Source organism: Leifsonia psychrotolerans (assembly GCF_013410665.1).
Classification (GTDB): Bacteria; Actinomycetota; Actinomycetes; order Actinomycetales; family Microbacteriaceae; genus Cryobacterium; species Cryobacterium psychrotolerans_A.
The window spans coordinates 2499047-2521469 of the sequence record NZ_JACCFM010000001.1 but is presented as its reverse complement, the minus strand read 5'-3'; the positions used below and the strand labels follow the sequence as shown (position 1 = coordinate 2521469).

Sequence of the window (22423 nt, the reverse complement as noted above, 5' to 3'; positions counted from 1 at the left end):
GGGAAGGGTCATCTGCGCGACCTCACGGATGATGCCGCACCGCGATCGCGACGCCGGCCGACGAGCGGATGCCCGGGGTCGGCTCGACTCAGACGGTGCCGAGCAGCAGCAGCGGCTCCTCGATACAGCGCGCGACGTACGTGAGAAAGCCCGACGCCACGTCGCCGTCGCAGACCCGATGGTCGAAGACGAACGAGAGCTGCACGACTCGGCGTACGGCCAGCGCGCCGTCGACGACCCACGGCCGCTCGATAATGCGGCCGATGCCGAGCATCGCCACCTCGGGATAGTTGATGATGGCCGCAGAGCCGTCGACCCCGAATCCGCCGTAGTTGTTGAGCGTGAATGTGCCTCCGGTGAGGTCTGCGGGCGGGAAGTCGCCGCGCTCGCTCGTGGCGACAAGGGTGGCGATCGCATCCCGTAATTCCCGAGTCGTGAACGTGTGGGCGTTGTGTACGACCGGCACCATCAGTCCGCGCCGGGTTTGCGCGGCCAAGCCCAGGTTGATGCCGCCGTGCTGGATGATCTCCTGCCCGTCAGCGCTGAGCGACGAGTTGAGAATGGGGTACTGCTGCAGCCCCGCCACGACGAACCGCGCGATGAGCGCGGTGATGCTGAACCGCTCACCCGTGGCCTTTGCCAGGCGATCCTTCGCGACGAACAGCTCGGTCGCGTCGACGTCGAGCCAGATCGTCGCCTCGGGAATCTCCCGCCGCGATTGGCTGAGCCTGGCCGCCACCACCTTGCGCAGTCCGGTGAGCGGAATGCGCAGGTCAGTTGCGCCGCTCGTGCTCGCGACGGGCATTCCCCCAACGGATGCTGCGGGGCCGGCTGGTGCGTCCCCGTTCGTCGGCTCCGCGGCGCGGGCCGCGATGGCCGCGTCGACGTCGGCCTTGAGCACGAGGAAACCGGTTCCACTACCGAGTAGCTGGCTGGCCTCGAACCCGTGATTCTTGGCCAGCTTGCGCACCAGCGGCGAGACCACGGGGGAGCGCCGGGTCTCCTCGAGCAGCAGCGCGCCCGCTGCCGGTGGCGGTGCCGGTACCTCTGCCGAATCCGTTCCCGTCCCGAGCCCGCGATTGCCGAAGCGACCGCCGGCCGGGCGCGTGAGCCGCACCGTGGATTCCATGGTGCCATAGCCGACGAGCACCGCGCCCGAGCCGACATTCACGGCCAGGCCCGTGTCGGGCAGACGGTCATCGGCTCGCCCGGCATCCGTGGCTCCGGCAATCCCGCCTCCGACAATCCCGCCCGCGGCGGCACTGCCCGCTTCAGCGGGAACCACGGTGATCAGCGGCATGCCCGCATGCACAACCTGGCCGAGGGCGGCGTGCAGAGTTACCACGCGTCCGCCGTAGGGGGAGGGCAGCTCGACGACGGACTTGGCCGACTCCACCTCGACCACGATCTGGTCGATGGCGATCACATCGCCCGGGGCCACACGCCAGGCCACGACCTCGGCCTCGGTGAGACCCTCGCCAAGATCGGGCAGCAGAAAGTCGTTGCGCAGCGCGTCATTCGGCGCAGGGGGAGGGGTCGCGGATGTCGCGTGCATGATCACCATTCCCAGGTGTCGAGCGCGGCGAGCACGCGTTCAGCGGTGGGCAGGTAGTGCTCTTCGAGCTTGGGGGCCGGATAGGGGATGTCGAAGCCGGCGATGCGCAGAACGGGGGCCTCAAGAAAGAAGAAGTTGCGTTCGGTCACACGGGCTGCAACTTCGGCACCGTAACCGCCGAATTGCGCCGCCTCATGGATGACCGCCGCGCGACCGGTCCTACGCACCGAGGCGCTGACCGTCTCGTCGTCAAACGGCGACAGGCTGCGCAGATCGATGACCTCGATAGAGAGGCCTTCCTGGGCTCCGAGATCGGCCGACTGCACCGCCGTCTTCACGGTCGGACCATAGGCCAGCAGTGTGACGTCGCTGCCCGTGCGCACGACCTGCGCGCGTGTCATCGGGAGGGTCTGCGCGGGCAGTGTGACGGCATCCTTCACCCAATAGCGGCTTTTCGGCTCGAGAAAAATCACCGGGTCGTCGCTGCGGATTGCTTCGCGCAGCATCGAATAGGCGTCGGCCGGGTTCGACGGGGTGACGACGGTGAGGCCGGGGGTGTGCGTCCAGTAGGCCTCCGACGAATCCGAGTGGTGCTCGACGCCGCCGATGCCGCCCGCGTAGGGGATGCGGATCACAATCGGCAGCGCAATGCGGCCCTTCGTACGGTTGCGCATCTTCGCTAGGTGCGAGGTGATCTGCTCGAAGGCAGGGTAGCTGAAGGCGTCGAACTGCATCTCGATCACCGGGCGCAGGCCGTAGATGGCCATGCCGATGGCGGTTCCGACGATGCCGGATTCGGCCAGGGGCGCATCCCAGACCCGCTCGTCGCCGAATCGGGCGTTGAGGGCATCGGTCACACGGAAGACGCCACCGAGCGGGCCGACATCTTCACCGAACACGACGACGGATGCGTCCTCCGCGAGGGCGTCGCGCAGCGCGGCGTTCAGCGCTCCGGCCAGGCTGAGAGAGGCGGGAGCGTCGCCCGGACTGGACGCCGGTGAACTGGCCGGCTGCTCGGCCGGGTCGCCTGTGGGCACGACATCCGCGGGGGCGGTATCGGTGCGCTGGCGTCGAGCCGCCGATGCGCCGGGCTCCGCCGTGACGGGCGTGGAATGGTGGAGCATTGTCATGCCGTCCCTCCTGCTGGGGTTGTGCCTGCTGGGGTTGAGCCGGACTCCGTGTCGACGGAGGCCAGCTCGCGGGACAGGAACTCCCGCTGTTCGCGAAGTGCCGGGCGCGGTTCGGCGTAGACGTGGTCGAACAGTTCGAGTGGGTCAAGAACCGGTGTCTCGTTCATGGCGTCGCGCGTCGCGGTGGCAAGATCCTCGGCGGCGGAGGCGATGCCCAAGCGCACCTCGTCGCTGAGCGCTCCTGCGTCGGCGAGGTACTTTTCGAGCCGAGCGATGGGGTCGAGGCCGCGCCAGTGATCGACCTCGGCCGCATCGCGGTAGCGGGTGGGGTCATCCGAATTGGTGTGCGATTCCATGCGGTAGGTGAGGCCCTCGATCATCGTCGGTCCACCGCCGGAGCGGCCCCGTGTGACGGCGGCGCTGATGACCGCGAACATCGCCGCGACGTCATTGCCATCGACATAGAAGCCGGGCATGCCGTAGCCGATTGCGCGGTCGGCCAGAATTCGCGCGTGGGACTGCTTTCGAACCGGAACGCTGATCGCGTACTGATTGTTCTGAATCACGAACACCACGGGCGCCTGCCAGACCGCCGCAAAGTTGAAGGCCTCGTGCGCGTCGCCCTCGCTCGTGGCACCGTCGCCGAGAAAGGTGAGAGCCACGGTGTCGTCCTGCTTCAGCGTGGCGGCTGTGGCCAGGCCCACCGCGTGCAGTGCCTGGGTCGCCAGCGGCGTGGACTGCGGTGAGATGCGGTGGACGTGCGGGTCGAATCCGGTGTGCCAATCGCCGCGAAAGAAGGACAGAATCTCGACTGGGCTCACCCCGCGGGTCAGCAGTGCGATGGTGTCTCGGTAGGTCGGAAACAGCCAGTCCTGGTCACCGAGCGCGGCAACGGCGGCAATCTCGCAGGCCTCTTGGCCGAGTGCCGAGGGGTACGTGGCGAGGCGGCCCTGGCGCGTGAGCGCCGTCACCTGGGTGTCGAAACGGCGGGCCAGAACCATCTGGCGGTAGAACCCGAGCAACGTTTCGATCGAGGGAAGTTCGAAGCCCGCAGTCTGCTCCCCGATGACCGCAGCGCCACTCTCGTCGATCAAACGGATCGGTATCCGTGTCGGCACAATCGGGGTGCCCACCGGGCCAGCATCATTGCTCATACAGCCCATCGTGGGACAGACGGATGCCTTCTGCTAGCGGGTGAGTACGGCTGGCAACAGATGGCTCGGTTCACCCGAATCGGGTGCCATCTGTAGCGCCAGGGTGGGGTTAATCGGGCCAAACGTCCGCGGGCCCGGGCAGGCGCAGGCAGCCGAGCGGGTCAGGCGGGCCAGCGAGTCAGGCGACCGGGCAGGCGCAGGCGGCCCAGCGGGTCAGGCGGGCCAGGCGTTGGGGTTCGAGCCGGGCGCCGATCCGATTCGCTCGTCGAGCACGAGATGGGAACGGGTCGAGACAACGCCGGGCATCTCGTGGATCTGCTGCAGAATCACCGCGCTGAGCTGTTCGTTGTCGGGGGCGCTCACGGTGACGAGAAAGTCGATGTCGCCGCTCAGCGCCAGCACGGATTCGACGAACGGCAGTGCGGCCAGCGCCGATGCGATGCCGGGCCAGGGGGCGTCGCCGATTGTGACGATCACGAGGGCTGTGACGTTCAACCCGATGGACTTGCGGTCGACGTTGACCGTGAACCCCGTGAGCACGCCGGTGGCGATGAGGTTGTGCACGCGCTTGTGGGCGGAGGTGCGGGAGACGTGCACACGTTCGGCCAACTGGCGCATCGAGAGACGGGAGTCACCGCTCAGCTGCGCGATGAGAGCACGATCCACGCTGTCGACGTTCATCCGCTCAGCGTACCGCTCGACGTTCGGTGGGCCGTCCGTCTGCCCCGGCCCGAGTTCAACGACCGGCCCGATCCGCCTGGCCTGCCCGACTGGCCCGGCCGGCCTGAAGCGCATCGCGAATCGAGACTTTGCGCGAATACTCGATCGAGCCGTAGCGGAACAGACGCACGGCCAGGCGCAGCACGATCGCCGACAGGAGCCAGAGCTCGGCGATGATGATCACCGCCTGCCAGAGCGGCAAAGTGCCGAAGGCATTACGCAGCAGTGCCGTGACCGGCGCCGAGAAGGGGAAGAACGAGAGCAGCTGCACGATCCAGGCGTCGGGGTCGCTGATGATCAACGCGATTGTGTAGAACGGCACGAAGATGAGCACCATGAGGGCGCCGTAGATCGGGCCTGCATCCTTCACGGTGGGCATTGCGGCGCCGAGAGCGACCAGTGTGCCCGTGAACAGGGCGAAGCCGCCCAGCAGAACGAGCGCGCCGACGATCATCTGTTCCGGTTCGAACCGCAGGTCGGCGAGGTCGAGGTTGGGCAGGTTCAACTCGTTGCGAAAGAACAGATAGCCGAGCGCGAACGGAAGCGCGAAGACCAGCATCTGCACCACGCCGATGAGCAGCAGCGAGATGATCTTGCCGAGAATCAGACTGGTTGGATTGATGGTCGTCAGGATCATCTCGGTGACCCGGTTCTCTTTCTCTTCCAGCGTCGCGCTCAGCATCTGATTGCCGAGCAGCAGAATGACGGCGTAGAAGATCGCGAGAAACACGATCGGCGGAATCGCGGCGTCGATGCCACCCGAGATCTGTCCGTTCGAAAAGGTCACGGTATTCGTCGTGAAGTTGGCCTGATTCAAGGCGACCAGTTCGGGCGAACCGATTGCCCGGCCCGCGCTTTCCTGCAGGATCGCCTCCGCCACCGAGGAGTACTTGCCATTCGCGAACAACCCCACGTCGACGCCGTACACCTGTATCGTCTGGGTCGCCGGGTCCTTCGGATAGACGAAGAAAGCCTCGATCGTCTCCGCTCGAACGGCCTCGATCCCCGCCTGCGCACTGGGTGCCCGGGTGCCGCCCAATCGGGCGACGACGCTGGGCGACACGAAACCGGATGCGTCGGTGTACTCGAACGAGAAATGCGCCTGCTTCTGGGCCTCGCTCGCCTTGTCGGTCGAGGAGTTCGACGCGAGCACCAGGCCGAAGACCACGAGCACCACGACGGGCACGAACAGGGTCGCGACCCAGAATCGACGCTTGGTGATGGTGCGGAAGAACTCAAACCGCACGACGATGCGCAGGTTGTGGGAGGCCATGATCAGCGTTCCTTCCCGGCCGGTTCTTCGCCGTACACCTCGATGAAGATGTCTTCCAGCGAGCGTCGCACGGGCGTGAACAGGCTCACCCGCACGCCGGCGTCGATGAGGGAGTGCAGGATGTCGGCGGCATCCGCCCCGGGCAGGGGGTCGAGGGCAGCGCGCCCGTGCTCGTCGCGCACCAGGCGGTACTGCTCCGATGGCGGGATCGCGCCGACGTGTTCGACCAGCAGCACGGTTGCGCCAAACTGTTCCTGCACCTCGGAGACGGTGCCGTATGCGCGCGAGACGCCGTCTTTCAGCAGCAGCACACGGTCGCAGAGCCGTTCGACCTCTTCCATCTGATGCGTGACCATCATCACCGTCGAGCCGGCGCGCTTCTGATCTTCGATGATCTCCATCAGCAGGCGGCGGTTGACCGGGTCGAAGCCCTTGGTGGGCTCGTCGAGAATAAGAAGCTCCGGCTCGTTCATGATCGTCACCCCGAGCTGCACCTTCTGCTGCTGCCCGCTGGAGAGCTTGTCGAGCCGGGTCTTTTCGTGTTCGGCGAGGCCCACGCGCTCAAGAAATCCGCGCGACCAGATTCGCGCGGCCTCGCGCCGCAACCCCTTGAGCGTGCCGAAGTAGACCATGACGTCGATCACCGACTCCTTCTTATAGAGTCCGCGCTCCTCAGGGAGGTAGCCGAGCCGGCTGGTGTTCTCGGGCTTGAAGGTGCGGCCGTCGATGTGCAGCACGCCGCCGGTCGGCTGGTAGATGCCGAGGAGCGCCCGGATCGTGGTGGTTTTACCCGAGCCATTGCTGCCGAGAAAACCGAAGGTCTCGCCCCGGCGAATCTGAAATGACAGGTCGCGGATGACGGTGCTGCCGCCGAAGTCCATGCGAAAGTGACTCACATCGACGAGGGGTTCGGCGGCGGTGGTACTCACGGCCTCACGCTACTCCCGGGCCTCGAGGCGGGGAAGTGGGTGCGGCGGGGTGGACCGGATGCTGGGCGCAGGGTGGCCCGGATGCTGGGCGCAGGGTGGCCCGGATGCTGGGCGCAGGGTGGCCCGCGGGGCGCAGGGTAGAGCGCGCGCCCAGCGGGATAACCTGCGCGCAGCGTCGCGAACGAGCTATGGACTCGGCAGCGGGCTCGGCAGCAGGCTCGGCGCTCGGCAGGGCTGGCCGCCGGTCAGGTTGAGACAATCGTCGAAGAAAGCCGGGAACGGACCCTCCACGGAGGGACCGAACCAGGCCGTGTAGAACGTCCAGAAATTCAGGTTGCCGAAGGTGGAGCATCCGTCGCCGTCGCTGCCGGCGCTCGCCAACACCGCGGCGTTCGGCTGGTACGGCGTGTAGTTGTAGAGGTTCGCGGTGGCCTGGTTGCGAATGGTGACCGGCGCCGAACCGCAGGTCGCATTCGGGTGAAAGCCGACCGTGACGGTGCCAATCGCGTAGGCCCGGTCAGGATGCTCGGTGTACTGCCGGAACTGCCAGGCTGCGTTGTAGAGCTGGTTGAAGAAGCCGAAGTATGTGGTGTCGCAGTCGGCCGTGTCGGGGCAGCCGTAGCCCGTGGCCCGCAGATAGCCGGATGCGCTGGGCCGGGTCAGCAGGGACTGCTCCTTCTGTAACAATACGAGCAGCACCCGGGGGCTGATTGTGCAGGCCGCGGCGACCTTCGCGATGATGCGGCTGGCCGACTCATGGCGGGCACCACGATAGGCGGCACAGTGTCCGTCGCCCTGTGCGGGCTGGGTCGTCGTGGTTTGCCGGTAGTCGGTCAGACAGAGGGAGCCGTCTTTCGGGCGGCAGTTCTGGCCGCGCAGGAACGCCTGAATGTCGGCCTGCGTCATCGCATACGGGTTGTAGAAGTCGTAGTCGCTGATGATGAGACCCGGGTCGAAGTCGGCCGGGTCGATTTTCGACGGCGATGTGGGGGATGCCGCGCGGGCGTTCATCGTGAGGGCGCTCGCTGGCTGGGCCAGGCCGATTCCGCTCACTGCAAGCGTGAGAACGACGGCGACCGCTGCAAGCCGCGGGGAGAGCCACGGGGTGTGTCGATGGGTGAGTCGAGTGAACGTCTTCATCACAGTCGACCCTAGCCGCCTCGGTCACTCCGAGCCTGGGAAGCGCGGTGGGGAGTCGCCGCGTCGACTACCCGCGTCGACTACCCGCTTCCGGACCCGGTGGCGGCACTCGCCTGCTGCGTCACGAAGGCCTGAAACGCTGCCGCGTCATCCAACGCTCCCGTGTACTTGACGCCGTTGACGAGCACGGTCGGCGTGCCCTCGACCTTGGGCACTGACGTGTTCGGAAGCGGCCCGTTCAGGGCCCGGGTGGTCGCTGAGGCGACCCAGTCGGTGAAGGTGCCGTTTGAGATGCAGTCCGGAATGCTCGAATCTCGAGCCCCGGCATCCGTCACCAACGTTGTCAGTTGGGCGTTGGTGAGTCCCGTGCTGTCTTCCTTCGGTTGGTTGGTGAAGAGCGCCGTGTTCACGTCGAGAAACTTCGCCGGCTCGAAGTTCGCGACGCAGGCGGCGGCGTTGGCGGCCCGGGTGGAGTATTTGGTGCCGAGCGATCCGCTGTCGAGGAGCGAAATCGGGTGCACCTCGAGGGTGGCGTTGCCGGCCGTCAGCCAGCTCGAGATTTGAGGCCCATTCGTCGATTCAAATTGGCCGCAGTAGGGGCAGAGATAGTCGACATAGGTCACGATGTTGACGGTGTTGGCCGGCGCCGATTCAGGTGTGGCGATGGGTTTCTCGTTCGCGGTCAGGGCCGGGGTCGCAACGACGCTCACCGTCGTGCCGTCACCGGTGAACAGAATGCCGTCACTGGCCATATTGAGCGGGCCGCTCGACGAGCCGGGAGCGGCATTGTTCACGATCACGAGCGCAATGACGGCGACGATGGCGACGAGGACCACCGTGATTCCGCCGCGCCAGGCCCACTGCCTGCGCTGCTCCTTCTTCTGTGCGGCCTTCAGCTGAAGCCGGGCCTTCTCCCGCGCGGCCTCCCGCAGATCTTTGCGTGGGGGGCGAGGCTCGCCGGGGCTCGTACCGTTCATTCTGCGCATCCGCCGTTTCGTCGACACAACCTGTGCCCTCGACGGTAGGCAGGCTTTCTTCGAGCCGGTTGGCTGTCAGCTTGGTGTGCGCTGTGAACGACCCGTGTGCTCCGGAGCAAATTCTCACTAAAACCAGGTGCTGAGCCACGGGGTGTCGACGGAACGGAAGGCCTGATCGACACGGATGGCGGCGTCAGCGCTGTGCGCAGTGACCCGGCCGGCCCGGCGCAACTGCTCGGCGCTGGTATCGCCCAGGTACACGGAGGCGAGGTCGGCGGCCGAGAGCTCGACGTGCGCGGCGCCGTCCCGCACTGCGTTGGCGAGGTCGGCGGCCGAGAGCTCGACGTGCGCGGCGCCGTCCCGCACTGCGTCGTCGAGGGCGTCGTCGTCGAGGGCGGCGTCGGCGAGGCGCAGCGTCGCACCCCGGCCCGAGGAGTCGACGCTCAGCAGATAGTCGCCCGTCACCAGGCCGAGGGTATCCGTCACACTGAAGACGATGTCGCCGGGCGCAGAGAAGGTGCGTGCGGCGAATGCGGCGGGAATATCGAGCAGGCGCAGCCAGAGATGATCACGCTCATCCGTTTTGACCAGGGCGCGCGGGTCTGAGATCTGCCAACCCACGGTTTCGCTCACTCGTCGCAGCGGTGCCCGCACTTCGCTGACCAGATCCATTTCGATCAGGAAGCGCCAGAGTGCGGCCGCGGCGTCGTCGGTTGCCGCGATCAGGTCGAGCAGTTCCAGCCGGGCCGGGTAGGAGTCGTTGGGGAGCGTCACGCGGTACAGCGCGAAGCCGGCCGGGTCGCCGTCGGCGTCGTCATAGCGCACCGCACGGATGCCGCGGGCCGACTCATTCCCACCCTCCGCCGCGGGCGAGAGTCCGAGGAGGTGCCGCCATCGGATGTCGCTGCGGTCGACTTCGCCGGGCGCGGCGAGTCTGGCGCGTTCGAACAGGGCGGGGCCGTCGCGGAGCAGTGACTCCCGGGTCACGAACTGCACCCGGCCGGCCGGGATGGGGCCGATCCAGCCGGCGCGTGCCGTTCGGATCGTGTAACCGGCTTGACGGGCCGCCGGCCCGAAGCCATACCGGCCGTAGATCGTTGCCTCTGACACGGTGAGCATGGCCAGCGGCAGGCCGAGGGCGGCGGCGGCACGCAGCTCGGCGGTGAGGAGTGCGCGGGCGATGCCGCGGCGGCGGTGCGTGGGCGAGACAGTCACCGAACTGATGGCCCAGGCTGCAACCGAGGCGCCGCCGGGCACCGTCAGCCCCATCTCCCAGGACTGCACCGTGGCGATCGGGGTGTCGGGATCCGCGCCTGAGCGATCCCAGACGCCGGTGATGCGGTCGGTGCCGAGCTCGGCCACGTGGGCCTCGAGCGCGGCGGCTTCGGGGGCGCTGTCCAGAAAGCCGCGCTGGTCGGCTGAGATCCAACGACGGGCGGCGTCGGAGTCCGTTGGATCGACGAGTCCGAGGTGCAGCCCGTCGGCGGCCAGAGCAGCGTGCGAGGTCGGGTCGAGGGGCAGGCGTGCGGTGTCAGTCACGGCCTCAGAGTATCCGGGCCGGCGATCGTGGCACAGTGCGGAGTTCGTGACCGACGGGATGAACCTTTCCCAGACCTGGCATGCTGAAGCCATGACCCGGCGTCGAATCCTGATCGCACCCGACTCTTTTAAGGGAACAGCCACCGCTATCGAGGTGGCACGCGCGCTCGCCGCCGGGTGGGCCTCGGTGCATCCGCTCGACGATCTGGTTCTTCTTCCCATGGCCGACGGGGGTGAGGGAACCCTCGATGCCTTCGAGGTCGCGTTTCCGGGCGCCCGGCGCATGCCGCTCACGGTGCAGGGTCCCGACAACCGGCCGGCCGACGCGCACTGGCTACTGCTGCCCGATGGCACGGGAATCGTCGAGCTCGCCAACACGAGCGGCATCACCCTGCTCGAGGCGTTGCTGCCTCTCGACGCCCACACTCTCGGCTTTGGGCAGGCAATCGCCGCAGCGCTCGACCACGGCGTCGACCGGTTGCTGCTCGCACTCGGGGGCAGTTCATCGAGCGATGGCGGGGCCGGCGCGCTCACCGCTCTCGGCGCGCTGTTCCTCGATGCGATGAATCGTCCGGTGCGACTCGGCAATCGGGGGCTGGGGGCCCTCGCCACGACCACGTTCAGCAGCCTGCGGTCGCTGCCGCCGCATGGCGCGCAGATTCTCAGCGATGTGACGAACCCGCTGCTCGGGGAGCAGGGCGCGGCGGTCGTGTACGGCCCGCAAAAGGGCGCGAACCCGGCACAGGTCGCCGGGCTTGAATCGAATCTGCGTCGCCTCGCCCGTCTGATTCCGGTCGACCCGACCCTGCCCGGAACCGGTGCGGCCGGCGGCACGGCGTTCGGGATGCTGGCCTGGGGCGCCCGGCTCACCTCGGGGGCGAGGGCGGTGGCCGACGTGCTCGGGGTGCCTGCTGCGCTCGCCGGGGCATCCGTTCTCATCACGGGTGAGGGGCGTTTCGACGCCCAGTCTGCGGCCGGTAAGGTTGCGGCCGTGCTGGCGGCGCTGTCGACGGATGCCGGTGTGCCCGCCCTGCTCGTCGCCGGGAAAATCGAGGCAGAACCGACGGGTTTCGTGGCTGCGCAGTCGCTGACCAAGGTGGCGGGCAGCAGTGCTGCTGCGATGGCGGATCCGCTGCGCCATCTGCATACCGCGGGGGCGGCGCTCGCCCGGGCACAGCTGCCGCAGCATTCTCGATAGGCTGGCGATTTCATCACTGTGTACTACGACTGGAGAGCGCATGCTCAAGGGAATTGACCCGCTACTCAACGGCGAACTGCTGAAGATCCTCGACGAGATGGGGCACGGCGACGTGCTGCTGCTCGTCGACCGCAACTTTCCGGCCGCAGCGTCGGGTCGCCCGGTCATTCGGCTGGGGGAGGCTTCGGCCGTGCGTGCGATGAACGCGATTCTCAGTGTCTTCCCGCTCGACGTCTACGTTGAGACGCCGCTGGAGCGCATGGAGGTCGACGACGACCCGAGCATCGTGACCGAGTCGCAGGCCGCCGTGCTTGAGCTCGCGCGCGAGGCGCACCCCAAGCCGCTCGAGTTCGGAATCGTTCCCCGCCTCGAGTTTTACGAGCGTGCCAAGAAGGCCTACGCCGTGGTGCACATTCTCGAGACCCTGCCGTACAGCTGTTTCCTGCTGCAGAAGGGCGTCGTCTTCGTCGACGACTAGCGGATGCTGAGCGGAGGCTGGGTCAGATGCGATGCGCCGCATACTGCGCGCGGATGACCGGGTGAAAGTCGGGCGCCGGCCGGCCGGCGAGCGAGACTGACCAGCTCGGACGAGCGCCGCTGTGCGCCCACGCCGCCTGGGCGGCTGCGCCATCCGCCACATATTCGCCAGGCGTCGGCACGAACACGGGCACGTCGAAGACCTGCGCGGCTATTGCCTGCACGGCCGGGTTCTGGGCGGCTCCGCCGATGAGCAGGATGCGATCGGCGCGCACTCCGAGTGCGAGCACGGCGTCGAGGCCGTTGGCCAGACCGCAGAACAGTCCCTCGATCGCTGCTCGGGCCAGGTTGGGCCGGGTCGTGGAGCCGAGGGTCATCCCGAACAGTGACGCCGTGGCATCCGGCAGGTTGGGCGTGCGTTCGCCCTCAAAGTAGGGCTGCAGGACGAGTCCGTCTGCGCCGGGTGTCGCGTCGAGGGCGAGGCGGCCCAGCCCGTCGAAGTCCACGCCGAGCAGATCAGAGACGGAGTCGAGCACGCGTGCGGCGTTGAGAGTCGCGACGAGGGGCAGGAAGCGCCCGCTCGCGTCGGCGAACCCGGCGACGGTGCCCGTGGCATCCGTTGTGGGCTGATCGGTGACGGCGAAGACCGTGCCGCTCGTGCCGATCGAGACGATGATGTCGCCCGCGCTGGCACCCAGGCCGAGCGCGGCTGCGGCGTTGTCGCCCGCCCCGGCGCCGACGATCAGGCCGCCCGGCGTGGTGCCCGCGGGCTCCTCGGCGCCCCGCACACGCGGCAGAATGGCGTCGTGGCCGAGGGCGCGCGTCAGCAGGTCACGGTCGTAGTCGTTTGTGACCGATGAGAAGTAGCCGGTGCCGCTGGCGTCGGAACGGTCGGTCGTCAGTTCTGTCAGCACGGGGCCGAGCGGGCTGCCGGTGAGTGTGCCGCCGGTGAGTGTGCTGTCGCCGGCCGGGCCGTAGCCGCGCAGTCGCCAGGTGAGCCAGTCGTGGGGGAGCGCAACGGCGGCAACCCGCGCCGCGTTCTCGGGCTCGGCATCGCGCAGCCAGCGCAGCTTGGTGATGGTAAACGAGGCGACCGGCAGCGAACCCGTGCGTTGGGCGAACTGCACGGCGCCCACCTCGGAGATCAGATCGGTGGCGGCGGCGGCACTGCGCGTGTCATTCCACAGCAGGGCCGGACGGATGACGTTGCCGTCGGCATCCAGAACCACCATGCCGTGCTGCTGTGCCGCGACAGAAATGGCGGACACACCGCCGAGCCCGCCGGCATCGACGATGGCCGCCTGCAGCGCATCCCACCAGGCGGCGGGATTGACCTCCGTGCCGACCGGGTGGGCGGCACGACCGCGGCGCACGACGATGCCGGTGGCGGCATCCGAGATCACGATCTTGCAGCTCTGGGTCGACGAGTCGATGCCGGCGACGAGTGTCATGCGTTGCTCATTCTCTGTGGGGGTGACGGGGTGACGGGGCGAGGGGGCGCGCAGCGCCTCTCTAACGCGCGCCCATCACGTGCTCGAGGGCGAGCTGCTGCAGGTGCACGAATCCAAAGCCCTTGCCGCCCAGGTACTCGGCCGTGTCGAAGTCCTCGTAGGCGGAGCGGTCCGCGATCAGGTCGTCGTAGCTCTCGCCCGCGGCGAGGGTGGGCACGGCCAGCTCGGGCACGCGTGAGGCGGCCAGGGCCGCCTGCACTTCGGGGTCCGCGCGGAACGCCGCGGCGCGCTCCTTGAGCAGCAGATAGGTGCGCATGTTCGCGGCGGCCGAGGTCCACACGCCGGCAGTGTCTTCGGTGCGCGACGGCTTGTAGTCGAAGTGGCGCGGGCCGGTGTAAGCCTGGCCACCGTTCGGGCCACCGTTTTCGAGCAGGTCGACCAGCGAGAACGCGTTCTGCAGGTCGCCGTGACCGAACACGAGATCCTGGTCGTACTTGATGCCGCGCTGACCGTTCAGATCGATGTGGAACAGCTTGCCCGCATCGAGTGCCTGAGCAATGCCGGCGGTGAAATTCAGCCCGGCCATCTGCTCGTGCCCGACCTCGGGGTTGACGCCGACCAGTTCGGGGCGCTCCAGCGTGTTGATGAACGCGATCGCGTGGCCCAGCGTCGGCAGCAAGATATCGCCGCGCGGCTCGTTGGGCTTGGGCTCGATGGCGAAACGAATGTCGTAGCCCTTGTCGGTGACGTAATCGCCGAGGAGGTTCACTGCTTCGCGGTAACGGCTAAGTGCGCTCCGGATATCTTTGGCTGCGTCATATTCGGCACCCTCGCGTCCGCCCCACATGACGAACGTCTGGGCTCCGAGTTCGGCGGCCAGGTCCAGATTGCGCATGACCTTACGCAGGGCGAAACGGCGCACGGCACGGTCGTTCGACGTGAAGCCGCCATCTTTGAAGACCGGAGCGCTGAAAAGGTTGGTGGTGACCATCGGAACGATCAGGCCGGTGTCGGCAAGCGCCTGCTTGAGGCGGTCGATCTCGGTCTGCCGCTCGGCGTCGGTTGAGCCGAACGCGAAGAGGTCGTCGTCGTGGAAGGTGAGCCCGTACGCTCCCAGCTCCGACAATCGGGTGACGGCCTCGACGACATCGAGGTGGGGGCGGGTCGGCCCACCAAATGGGTCGGTTCCGTTGTAGCCGATGGTCCACAGCCCAAAGGAGAATTTATCTTCGCGGGTTGGCGTCAGCGTCATGATTCTGTTCCTTCAGCGTCGTTGATGATTTGTTGTGATCTAGAACATATTATCGTGAGGGTGCACAATTGGGAAGGGTCGGGTCGTTGATCTCGGGACTGGCCGGCATGCAGAACCGTATCTGAGGCCCGCCGGTACGCTTGATGAATTCGACGCACCGCGTCTAGAGAGGCACCAGTGCAAGGATCCAGCCATGACGATGTGCGGCGACACAATCTGTCGACCATCCTCCGCCTGGTTCACCGCAACGGCGCTTCACCCCGGTCGCAGCTCACTCGACTGACCGGCCTGAACCGTTCAACGGTGGCCGCGCTCGTCTCCGAGCTCGTCGATTTGGGCCTCGCAATCGAACGCGATCCGGACCCCACCAACCAGGTCGGCCGCCCGAGCCCGATCGTCGCGGTGAGCAAGCGCGTCGTCGCGCTGGCCGTCAACCCCGAGATCGACGCCGTCACCGTGGGGGTCGTGGGACTCGACGGGGTCGTTCACCGCCGCATCCGTTGTGCCGTCGAGGCTGCCCCGAGCGCCGCCGCGGCCGTGGCGATCGCAACCGGCGTCATCGACGGGCTGCGGGTCGACATCGAATCGAACCTCAGAATCGTCGGTATCGGAGTCGCAGTGCCGGGCCTCGTGCGCGCCCAGGATGGTCTGGTGCGGCACGCTCCGCACCTGGGCTGGGTTGACGAACCGCTTGTCGAAATGCTTGAAGCTGCAACCGGCTACCCGGTCTTCGCGGCCAACGACGCGAGCCTGGGCGTGCTGGCCGAACGCGATTTCGGAGCCGGGATCGGCCTCAGTGACGTCGTCTACCTCAATGGGGGATCGAGCGGCATCGGCGGTGGCCTGATCGCCGGGGGTGCGGTGGTTGGTGGCGCCGATGGATTCGCCGGTGAGTTTGGGCATGCGCCCGTGTCCAGTAGCATCCGCACAGACTCGAGCGGGGTGAGCGGCACGCTCGAGGCTGAGGTGACCCGCAGCGACCTGCTCGCTGTCTTGGGGCTCAGCAGCGCGGATGCCGATGAGCTGGAACACGCGCTGCTCGCGTCGACCTCGCTCACTGTGCGCGCCGAAGTCAATCGCCAGCTCGACTGTCTGGGTAGCGCGCTCGCCGGAATCGTGAATATTGTGAATCCGCAGCGCATTGTGCTCGGCGGATTTTTGGCATCCTTGAGGGCCGTTGACCCCGAGCGGCTGCTCGCAGCCGTGCGGGCGCGGGCGCTACCGGCCGCGTTCGGCAGCGTGACGATTGCGCCGGCGCTGCTCGGGTCGAACCTGCTCATGATCGGGGCGGCCGAGCTGGCATTCGAGCGGCTTTTGGCTGACCCCGGTGCCTTTCGCGATGCGGAATCGAACCGCAGCTAGAATTACTCCGGCCCTCATCGAATCGATTCGAGCGCGGGAAGGATGTGCGGGACCAGCCTGAACCGTTGGCGGTCCCCTCAATCCCACAGTTCGCCCACCACATCAAGGGATTCGCTCCGTGAGCATTACGCATCACCCCGGGGACGCGCTTTCGCGCGGACAACGCCTCGTCTACATCCTCGTTCTCGGCGCGCTAACCGCTCTCGGTCCGCTCACCGTCGACCTGTATCTCCCCGCATTTCCGGCGCTCGAAAGCGACCTGGGGGTGTCGGCTGCGGCGATTCAGCTCACGTTGACCGGCACAATGCTCGGTTTCGGCTTCGGGCAACTGGTCGTGGGCCCCTGGAGCGACAAGGTCGGGCGCCGTCTTCCTCTGCTTCTGGCGACGGTCTTTCACGTGCTCGCCTGTGTGGGCGCCGCGTTGGCTCAGGATGTCGAGTGGCTGGGCCTATTCCGCGTGCTTCAGGGCTTCGCCGCCGCCGCGGGCGGAGTCGTCGCGATGGCCATGGTGCGTGACCTGTTCGGCGGCAAGCCGCTCGTCAAGATGCTCTCCCGGTTGGCGCTCATCAACGGACTCGCACCCGTTCTGGCCCCCGTGATCGGTTCGCAGCTGTTGCTCGTGACGAATTGGCGGGGAATCTTCTGGGTGCTTGCCGCCTATGGCACGTTCGTGATCGTGGCGGTCAGCGTCTGGATCGTCGAGACGCTCCCCGCATCCGAACGAAACAAGTCGGTCAGTCGCACGCTCGGGCAACGCTACAAAGCGGTGCTTAGCGACCGCGTCTTCGTGGGGGTTGCCATCGTCGGGGCGATGACCTTCACCGGCTTATTCGCCTATCTTTCGGCATCACCCTTCGTCTTTCAGGGGATCTACGGGTTTAGCCCGCAACAGTTCGGCGTGCTGTTCGCGGTCAACTCGGTCGGTGTCGTGTTCGGTGTGCAGGCGAGCGCGTGGCTGATGCACCGCAAGAACGTGGGACCGCAATGGATCCTTGTCGGTTCGACACTGACCATGGCGGCCGCAGCCACGGTCATCGCAGTGCTCGACCTCGCCGGAGTCGGCCTGTGGGGAACACTGGTGCCGCTCTGGATCTTCGTCGCAGCCTGCGGATTCTGCTTTCCCTGCACTCAGGTTCTGGCTCTCAGCGCACATGGCCACGAGGCAGGAACGGCGGCCTCGCTGCTCGGCGCCGCGAACTTCGGTATCGCCGGCCTGATCTCGCCACTGGTGGGCGTGCTCGGCGTTGGCAGCGTCTTTCCAATGGGGGCGATGATGGTCGCTACCTCGGTGGTCTCGATCACTGTGCTCTGGGTGATCGTGCGGCCACGCACGGTGCCTGCACTCTCTCACTAGCGCGCTGACTGAGTTGGTCCTGGGGCTTCGGGGGTGTTGGCTCGTTGTGCTTGGCGCCGGCGGATCGCGGCGAGTAAGGCACGCGGATGCGCCGTTGAGAGTTGGTAGCGGCGGATCGGTCGCGGCAGCGGCTGGTCCGTCGCGGCCGTGGGCGGCAGCCCCGGCGGGTTCAGTCGCAGCGGTTCTGTCGCGGCGGTTTAGTCGCGGCGGTGGGTGTCGGTGCGGTGGCGGTTGGCGTCGCGCCAGGTGCGGGTCGGGTCGATCCAGGCCGGGGCTTTCACTTGGGGGCGGCCGTTGACCATGAGGATCTCCCAGCCGGACGTTTCGATGGTGTGATGATGTCGCCAACACAACGCCACACCATTGTCGACCTCAGTGACGCCGCCTTTGCTCCAGGGGATCACGTGATGAAATTCGAGCCACTGTGCTGGGGCATCGCAGCCGGGAACGCCGCAGCCGCCGTCGCGGGCGAGGATCGCCCGGCGTTGGGCACGGTTGAACAGTCGTTGCGGATCGGTCAGCGTCAGAACCTCACCGTTCTGGCCAAAGAGAACCATTTGGGTGCCTCCGGCACACATCATCTGATCCACCGTGCGAAGGGAGATGGGGGCGTCGACGCCGTCGATCCAGCCGACACCGCGCCCGGCTTCAATATCGTTCACGTTCACATGCACCACCACCGTCGGCGGTGCACCACCAATGCTGGGAGTGTTATCGGCCTGGGCCAACTGGGTGAACATGCCGCGCAGAATATCGGCCCGCTTCTCACCGGCGGTACGGGTGTCGACGTCATCGAACTCATGCCCGGCCGACCCGGGAAGAGGAGCCTCGGCTGAGGCTGAACCCTGACCGTGGTCGTCATGGTCACGGTCGTGCTCACGGTCGTAGTCGTAGTCGTGGTCGTGGTCGCGCTCGTCGTGCTCGTCGTGCTCGTCGCGGTCGTCCGCGTGGTCGTCCTCGCGGTCGTCCTCGCGGCCGTGCTCGTCGCTCAGGTTGTGGTCGTCGTTCAGGTCTTGTCCGTTTAGCTCGGCGCGGTCGTCGCGTGCCTGGTCGCGGGCTTGCTCGGCGGCGGTCGGAAACGCGGGGGTTTTGCGGGCGGCAATGAAGGCGTCGAAGGTGAGGTTCATGATTCCGTACAGATCAGGAGTCACCCCGCCTCGCACCGGGTAGATGCCGTCTTTGAAGCGGCCGAAACTGATCGTGCTCGTCGCCTCACCCTCGACCTCATTCGGCGCCACCCCGTCGGGGTCCAGCGCCGCCTGCCACTGCAACATCTGCACCCGCAGCGAGTCCGCCGAGAACGCAAAGCCCGCGCCCGGCTCACCCTCATTCTCGGCCGTAATCGTTCCCGTCGCCGCAGACACCAGAGCGCGTTCCGCAGCCGCAAGATCATCGGGGGCGACGCGCGGGGAGATCTCGGCCAGACCGGACATGATCACCTCCGCCGCATCCACCCCCAGTGAGCCGTCGGCGACCGCGGCACCGACCGTGGGGAACAGTGCGGGGATGATCGTGCCGACGTGTTGCGTGTCCTGCATTCGCAGGCCGAGCGCGCTGCGCCGTTTCGCTTCACGGCCGGAAATGCGGGTGACCCGGGTGATCAGGTCGATGCCACTCGTGCAGCCCCGCTTCGCCGCGAGGGAGTCCCGGCCCAGCCACCGGCCGGAGCGTTCCTCGACCGTCGCCGCCACAGCCACCCGGCCCGCATCGACCAGCCGGCCGACACCTTCGAACGCACCGAGCACACCGAGGAGGTCGTCGTCGGTGAACCGGTCGGGGCTGACGGTGCCGAGCCCGGCCCACAGTGCCTGCGTCTGTTCGAGAACCGCCAGCACCGCGGCCGCGGTCGGTGCCGACGCACCCGAGGCGGGTGTCGGCTCCGAGGCGGAGACGGGGGGTGGGGAGGTGATTGACATAGCTCTATTCTCCCAAAGAACGAACATGATTACGAGCTTTTCTCAGTATCTGTGCATAACTTCTCGTACCTGTGTCTGTGGAGGGATCGAGAACTTGACCCGGTCGAGACCCCGGCCACGGCCTCGAGGGTGGCGCGCGGGATCTCGACAGGCTCGATCAACGGAAGGGTACGGACTCGAACGCCGAACCGTGGGTCGAGCGTGTCGAGACCGCGGCCCCCGGTCTCGAGGGTGGCTTACGGGATCTCGACAGGCTCGATCAACGGGAGCGCTCGATCAACGGGAGGGTCGAGCTTGTCGAGACCGCGGACACGGTCTCGAGGGTGGCTCACGGGATCTCGACAGGCTCGATCAGCGGTGTGGGCTCGATCAACAGGAGCGCTCGATCAGCGGTGTGGGCTCGATCAACGGTGTGAGCTCGATCGGCGGGAGCGGTCGATCGGCGGGAGCGTGCAGGTCGATCACGGAACCGTCGGTCGAGCTTGTCGAGACCGCGGACACGGTCTCGAGGGCGGCTCGCGGGATCAGCGACGATCGGAGATCTACCATGGGGTAATGAAGACACCTCGACAGCGCTGGGCTATCGCAGGCGGCGCCACCGCAATCTTGCTGTCGATTCTGCTCGGCGCTTTGATCGTGGGAGTCGACCACGGTCATCCCCCGGTGATCGATACGGCCTGGATGAACGTAATGCTCAGCATCCGCACGGAGGTGCTCACCGTTCCGGCCCTCGCGCTGAACTACCTCGGCGGCGGCGTGCTTGGCATTTTCGTGGTTCCACTCACGATCATCGCCGTGCTGCTGATCGCCCGACGCCCGTGGGCTGCGGGCTACTTCCTTGTTGCCACGGTGCTCGGCGCCGCACTGGTGCAGCTTCTCAAGCACTTGTTCGGTCGGGCGCGGCCCACGGAATTTCTCGTGCACGCCGACTACGGTTCATTCCCGTCGGGGCATGTGACGAACGCCGCGATCATGGCGGTCACCCTCGCAGTCATCTTTCCGCGCGTGTGGGGTTGGTGCGCCGGCGCGGTTTACACCGTCATGATGATGCTCAGCCGCACCTACCTCGGCGCCCATTGGCTCACCGACACGATCGGCGGTCTGCTCGCCGGAGCGGGGCTTGCCGTGCTGCTCGGGGCGATCGTCGCCGGCCCTCTCCAGCGTGAGAGCGCACGAGCGGCTGAACGCCGAAAGCAGAGACGGATGCAGTCCTCAGTCTGAGCAGCCTGGTCACGTCGGTCGGCCTGACTACGTCAGATTACGGACGACCACGCCGCCACGAGCGACATAGCCTTGCACCTGACCTCGGACAAAGGAGAACGTATGGTGACCTGGCCAGAAGGTCGCTCTTTCGGGGCGACGATCAGTTTTGACTTCGATGCCGAAGAAGTCTGGATCGGAGAAGACCCCGAGAACGAGCACCGGCCAGGAGTGCTCTCCCAAGGTGCATACGGCCCCAAGGTCGCGATCCCGCTTCTGCTCGCACTGCTCGAACGCCACCAGATCACCGCAACGTTCTATGTTCCTGGCAAGGATGCTGAGCGTCATCCCGACAGCGTGCGTGCGATCATCGCGGCCGGTCACGAAATCGGCCACCACGGCTACACACACCGCTCTCCGAGCGCGCTGACCCCGGCCGAGGAAGAAGCTGAATTGGTGCGCGGACTCTCGGTCTTACGTGCCCTCGGCGCGGATGTCGTCGGTTACCGCTCCCCATCGTGGGACTTCAGCAGGACCACACTCGACCTGCTCATCAAGTACGGTTTCGAGTACTCGTCGAACCTGATGGACGACCTCAAGCCGTACCGCCATCAGAATCACGACCTCGTCGAGGTGCCCGTCTCATGGCTGCTTGACGACGCTCCGCATTTCTGGTTCGCGGGGGACACCTGGACCAAGACCATCCGCTCTCCTGAGGAGGTCTACCAGATCTGGCTCGCAGAACTCGAGGGCATTGCGCTCCTCGGCGGGCACTTCATGCTGACAATGCATCCGCAAATCATTGGCCGACCGTCCCGGCTCGCCATGCTCGACCGTTTGCTCGGCGATATCGAGGCTCGTGGCGCGTGGATCGCCCCGGCACGCCAGATCGCATCCCTCGTATGAGCTCGCGCAGCGTGGCCCCGAACGACACCGGCTCGATCAGCACATGCCCAATCATTGAGGCCCCAGTTGCGATCGTCACGGGCGCTGCCGCCGGCCTCGGCCGCGACATCGCCGAGCGGCTGCACTCCGAGGGATACCGCATTGTCGCGAGCGATATCAGCCCCCGCGTGCACGAGGCATTCGGCCAGGCCGCCACGGCTGGCACTCTCGTGACCATCGAAGCGGATGCCGGCGCTGCAGACTCGGGAACAGCCCTCGTCAACGCGGCACTGGACGCATTCGGGCGCATCGACGCCATCGTCAACAATGCCGGAGTTGGGGGGCCCGGAAGTTTGCTGGAAGACACTGCCGTGGCCGACATCGAAGCGACGTTCAACGTGAACGTGCTCGGCGTCATCCGTCTCTGCCAAGCCGCGATCCCGCATTTGAAGAGCCACGGCGGAGGGCGCATTGTGAACATCGGCTCGCTCTTCGCTACGCAGCCGGTCGTTGAAGGCAGTGCCTACTGTTCGTCGAAAGCCGCCGTGCATGTGCTCTCACAGTGCCTCGCCCTGGAACTCGGCCCGTTCGGCATTACCGTCAACACCGTCGCGCCCGGGTTCATGCTCACCGCAATGCATCTCGACGAGGTGGGATTGCAGGCCGACAGGCTCGGTATCAGCGCCGAGCAGCGCCTGGAACAGTTGCGTCAGAGCGTGCCGGTGCGACGTCATGGCACGGGGGGCGACGTTGCGGGCTCTGTGCTGTGGCTGCTCTCGGACGACGCGTCATACGTCACCGGTCAGACGATCGGCGTCAACGGTGGCATACGGCTCAGCTAAGTCGGCCCAGCTGAACAGGACTGGCGAGCCGTTCGGCGGCCATCCGTCATTTGACGCATGACAGCCGAT

At 66.7% G+C, this 22423-nt stretch carries 20 protein-coding genes; 7 read left to right on the top strand and 13 right to left on the bottom strand.

Features of this window, described 5'->3' with window-relative positions; all coding sequences use genetic code 11:
• Positions 1–88: 88 nt before the first annotated feature.
• From HNR05_RS11530 to HNR05_RS11490, 9 genes are all read right to left on the bottom strand, one after another.
• A complete protein-coding gene (locus tag HNR05_RS11530; RefSeq protein WP_343062560.1) occupies positions 89–1564 on the bottom strand; it encodes a dihydrolipoamide acetyltransferase family protein in 1476 nt (491 codons plus the stop codon).
• A complete protein-coding gene (locus HNR05_RS11525) occupies positions 1558–2685 on the bottom strand; it encodes an alpha-ketoacid dehydrogenase subunit beta (RefSeq protein ID WP_246318393.1) in 1128 nt (375 codons plus the stop codon). The genes HNR05_RS11530 and HNR05_RS11525 overlap by 7 nt, the downstream gene beginning before the upstream one ends.
• Positions 2682–3839 (bottom strand): pyruvate dehydrogenase (acetyl-transferring) E1 component subunit alpha, encoded by a 1158-nt coding sequence (gene pdhA, locus HNR05_RS11520; RefSeq protein WP_218868879.1) that lies wholly within the window; start codon positions 3837–3839, stop codon positions 2682–2684. Before pdhA ends, HNR05_RS11525 begins: the two co-directional genes overlap by 4 nt.
• A gap of 213 nt (positions 3840–4052) precedes the next feature.
• Positions 4053–4520 carry an Lrp/AsnC family transcriptional regulator gene (locus HNR05_RS11515; RefSeq protein WP_179579143.1) on the bottom strand — a complete coding sequence of 156 codons (468 nt, stop codon included), beginning with the start codon at positions 4518–4520 and terminating at the stop codon, positions 4053–4055.
• A gap of 55 nt (positions 4521–4575) precedes the next feature.
• Positions 4576–5832 (bottom strand): ABC transporter permease, encoded by a 1257-nt coding sequence (locus HNR05_RS11510; protein ID WP_179579142.1) that lies wholly within the window; start codon positions 5830–5832, stop codon positions 4576–4578.
• 2 nt (positions 5833–5834) lie between these two features.
• Positions 5835–6713: an ABC transporter ATP-binding protein gene (locus HNR05_RS11505; protein WP_179580867.1), complete on the bottom strand. Its 879-nt coding sequence runs from the start codon at positions 6711–6713 to the stop codon at positions 5835–5837.
• 234 nt (positions 6714–6947) lie between these two features.
• Positions 6948–7901 carry a LasA N-terminal domain-containing protein gene (locus HNR05_RS11500; protein WP_179579141.1) on the bottom strand — a complete coding sequence of 318 codons (954 nt, stop codon included), beginning with the start codon at positions 7899–7901 and terminating at the stop codon, positions 6948–6950.
• Between the two features lie 80 nt (positions 7902–7981).
• Positions 7982–8878 carry a DsbA family protein gene (locus HNR05_RS11495; protein ID WP_179579140.1) on the bottom strand — a complete coding sequence of 299 codons (897 nt, stop codon included), beginning with the start codon at positions 8876–8878 and terminating at the stop codon, positions 7982–7984.
• A gap of 126 nt (positions 8879–9004) precedes the next feature.
• A complete protein-coding gene (locus tag HNR05_RS11490; protein ID WP_179579139.1) occupies positions 9005–10417 on the bottom strand; it encodes a GNAT family N-acetyltransferase in 1413 nt (470 codons plus the stop codon).
• Positions 10418–10475: 58 nt separating this feature from the next.
• Here HNR05_RS11490 and HNR05_RS11485 point away from each other — a divergent pair, with 58 nt between their 5' ends.
• The gene (locus HNR05_RS11485) at positions 10476–11615 is read left to right on the top strand and encodes a glycerate kinase (RefSeq protein WP_246318391.1); all 1140 of its coding nucleotides are present in this window, start codon (positions 10476–10478) and stop codon (positions 11613–11615) included.
• 40 nt (positions 11616–11655) lie between these two features.
• On the top strand, positions 11656–12093 hold the full coding sequence (locus tag HNR05_RS11480) for an RbsD/FucU family protein (RefSeq protein ID WP_179579138.1): 438 nt from the start codon (positions 11656–11658) through the stop codon (positions 12091–12093).
• Positions 12094–12115: 22 nt separating this feature from the next.
• On the opposite strand, the gene HNR05_RS11475 is transcribed toward HNR05_RS11480, so the two are convergent.
• A complete protein-coding gene (locus HNR05_RS11475; protein WP_179579137.1) occupies positions 12116–13543 on the bottom strand; it encodes a xylulokinase in 1428 nt (475 codons plus the stop codon).
• A gap of 61 nt (positions 13544–13604) precedes the next feature.
• Positions 13605–14795, bottom strand: coding sequence for a xylose isomerase (gene xylA, locus HNR05_RS11470; RefSeq protein WP_179579136.1), 1191 nt, complete (start codon positions 14793–14795; stop codon positions 13605–13607).
• A gap of 177 nt (positions 14796–14972) precedes the next feature.
• Between xylA and HNR05_RS11465 the strand changes: the two genes are divergently transcribed.
• Both HNR05_RS11465 and HNR05_RS11460 read left to right on the top strand, forming a co-directional pair.
• Positions 14973–16157, top strand: a complete 1185-nt coding sequence (locus HNR05_RS11465) for an ROK family protein (RefSeq protein ID WP_179579135.1) — start codon at positions 14973–14975, stop codon at positions 16155–16157.
• A gap of 118 nt (positions 16158–16275) precedes the next feature.
• Positions 16276–17511, top strand: coding sequence for a Bcr/CflA family efflux MFS transporter (locus HNR05_RS11460; protein ID WP_179579134.1), 1236 nt, complete (start codon positions 16276–16278; stop codon positions 17509–17511).
• 197 nt (positions 17512–17708) lie between these two features.
• Here HNR05_RS11460 and HNR05_RS11455 read toward each other — a convergent pair whose 3' ends face one another.
• Together HNR05_RS11455 and HNR05_RS11450 are read right to left on the bottom strand one after the other, a co-directional pair.
• A complete protein-coding gene (locus HNR05_RS11455; protein ID WP_179579133.1) occupies positions 17709–19427 on the bottom strand; it encodes an HNH endonuclease signature motif containing protein in 1719 nt (572 codons plus the stop codon).
• Positions 19428–19796: 369 nt separating this feature from the next.
• On the bottom strand, positions 19797–19976 hold the full coding sequence (locus HNR05_RS11450; protein WP_179579132.1) for a hypothetical protein: 180 nt from the start codon (positions 19974–19976) through the stop codon (positions 19797–19799).
• Positions 19977–19982: 6 nt separating this feature from the next.
• Between HNR05_RS11450 and HNR05_RS11445 the strand changes: the two genes are divergently transcribed.
• The 3 genes from HNR05_RS11445 to HNR05_RS11435 all read left to right on the top strand — a co-directional run bounded on the left by HNR05_RS11445 (position 19983) and on the right by HNR05_RS11435 (position 22354).
• Positions 19983–20648, top strand: a complete 666-nt coding sequence (locus HNR05_RS11445) for a phosphatase PAP2 family protein (RefSeq protein WP_179579131.1) — start codon at positions 19983–19985, stop codon at positions 20646–20648.
• Between the two features lie 102 nt (positions 20649–20750).
• A complete protein-coding gene (locus HNR05_RS11440; protein ID WP_179579130.1) occupies positions 20751–21533 on the top strand; it encodes a polysaccharide deacetylase family protein in 783 nt (260 codons plus the stop codon).
• Complete coding sequence (locus tag HNR05_RS11435) at positions 21530–22354, top strand: SDR family NAD(P)-dependent oxidoreductase (protein ID WP_179579129.1); 825 nt, start codon at positions 21530–21532, stop codon at positions 22352–22354. The genes HNR05_RS11440 and HNR05_RS11435 overlap by 4 nt, the downstream gene beginning before the upstream one ends.
• The last annotated feature ends 69 nt before the right edge of the window (positions 22355–22423 follow it).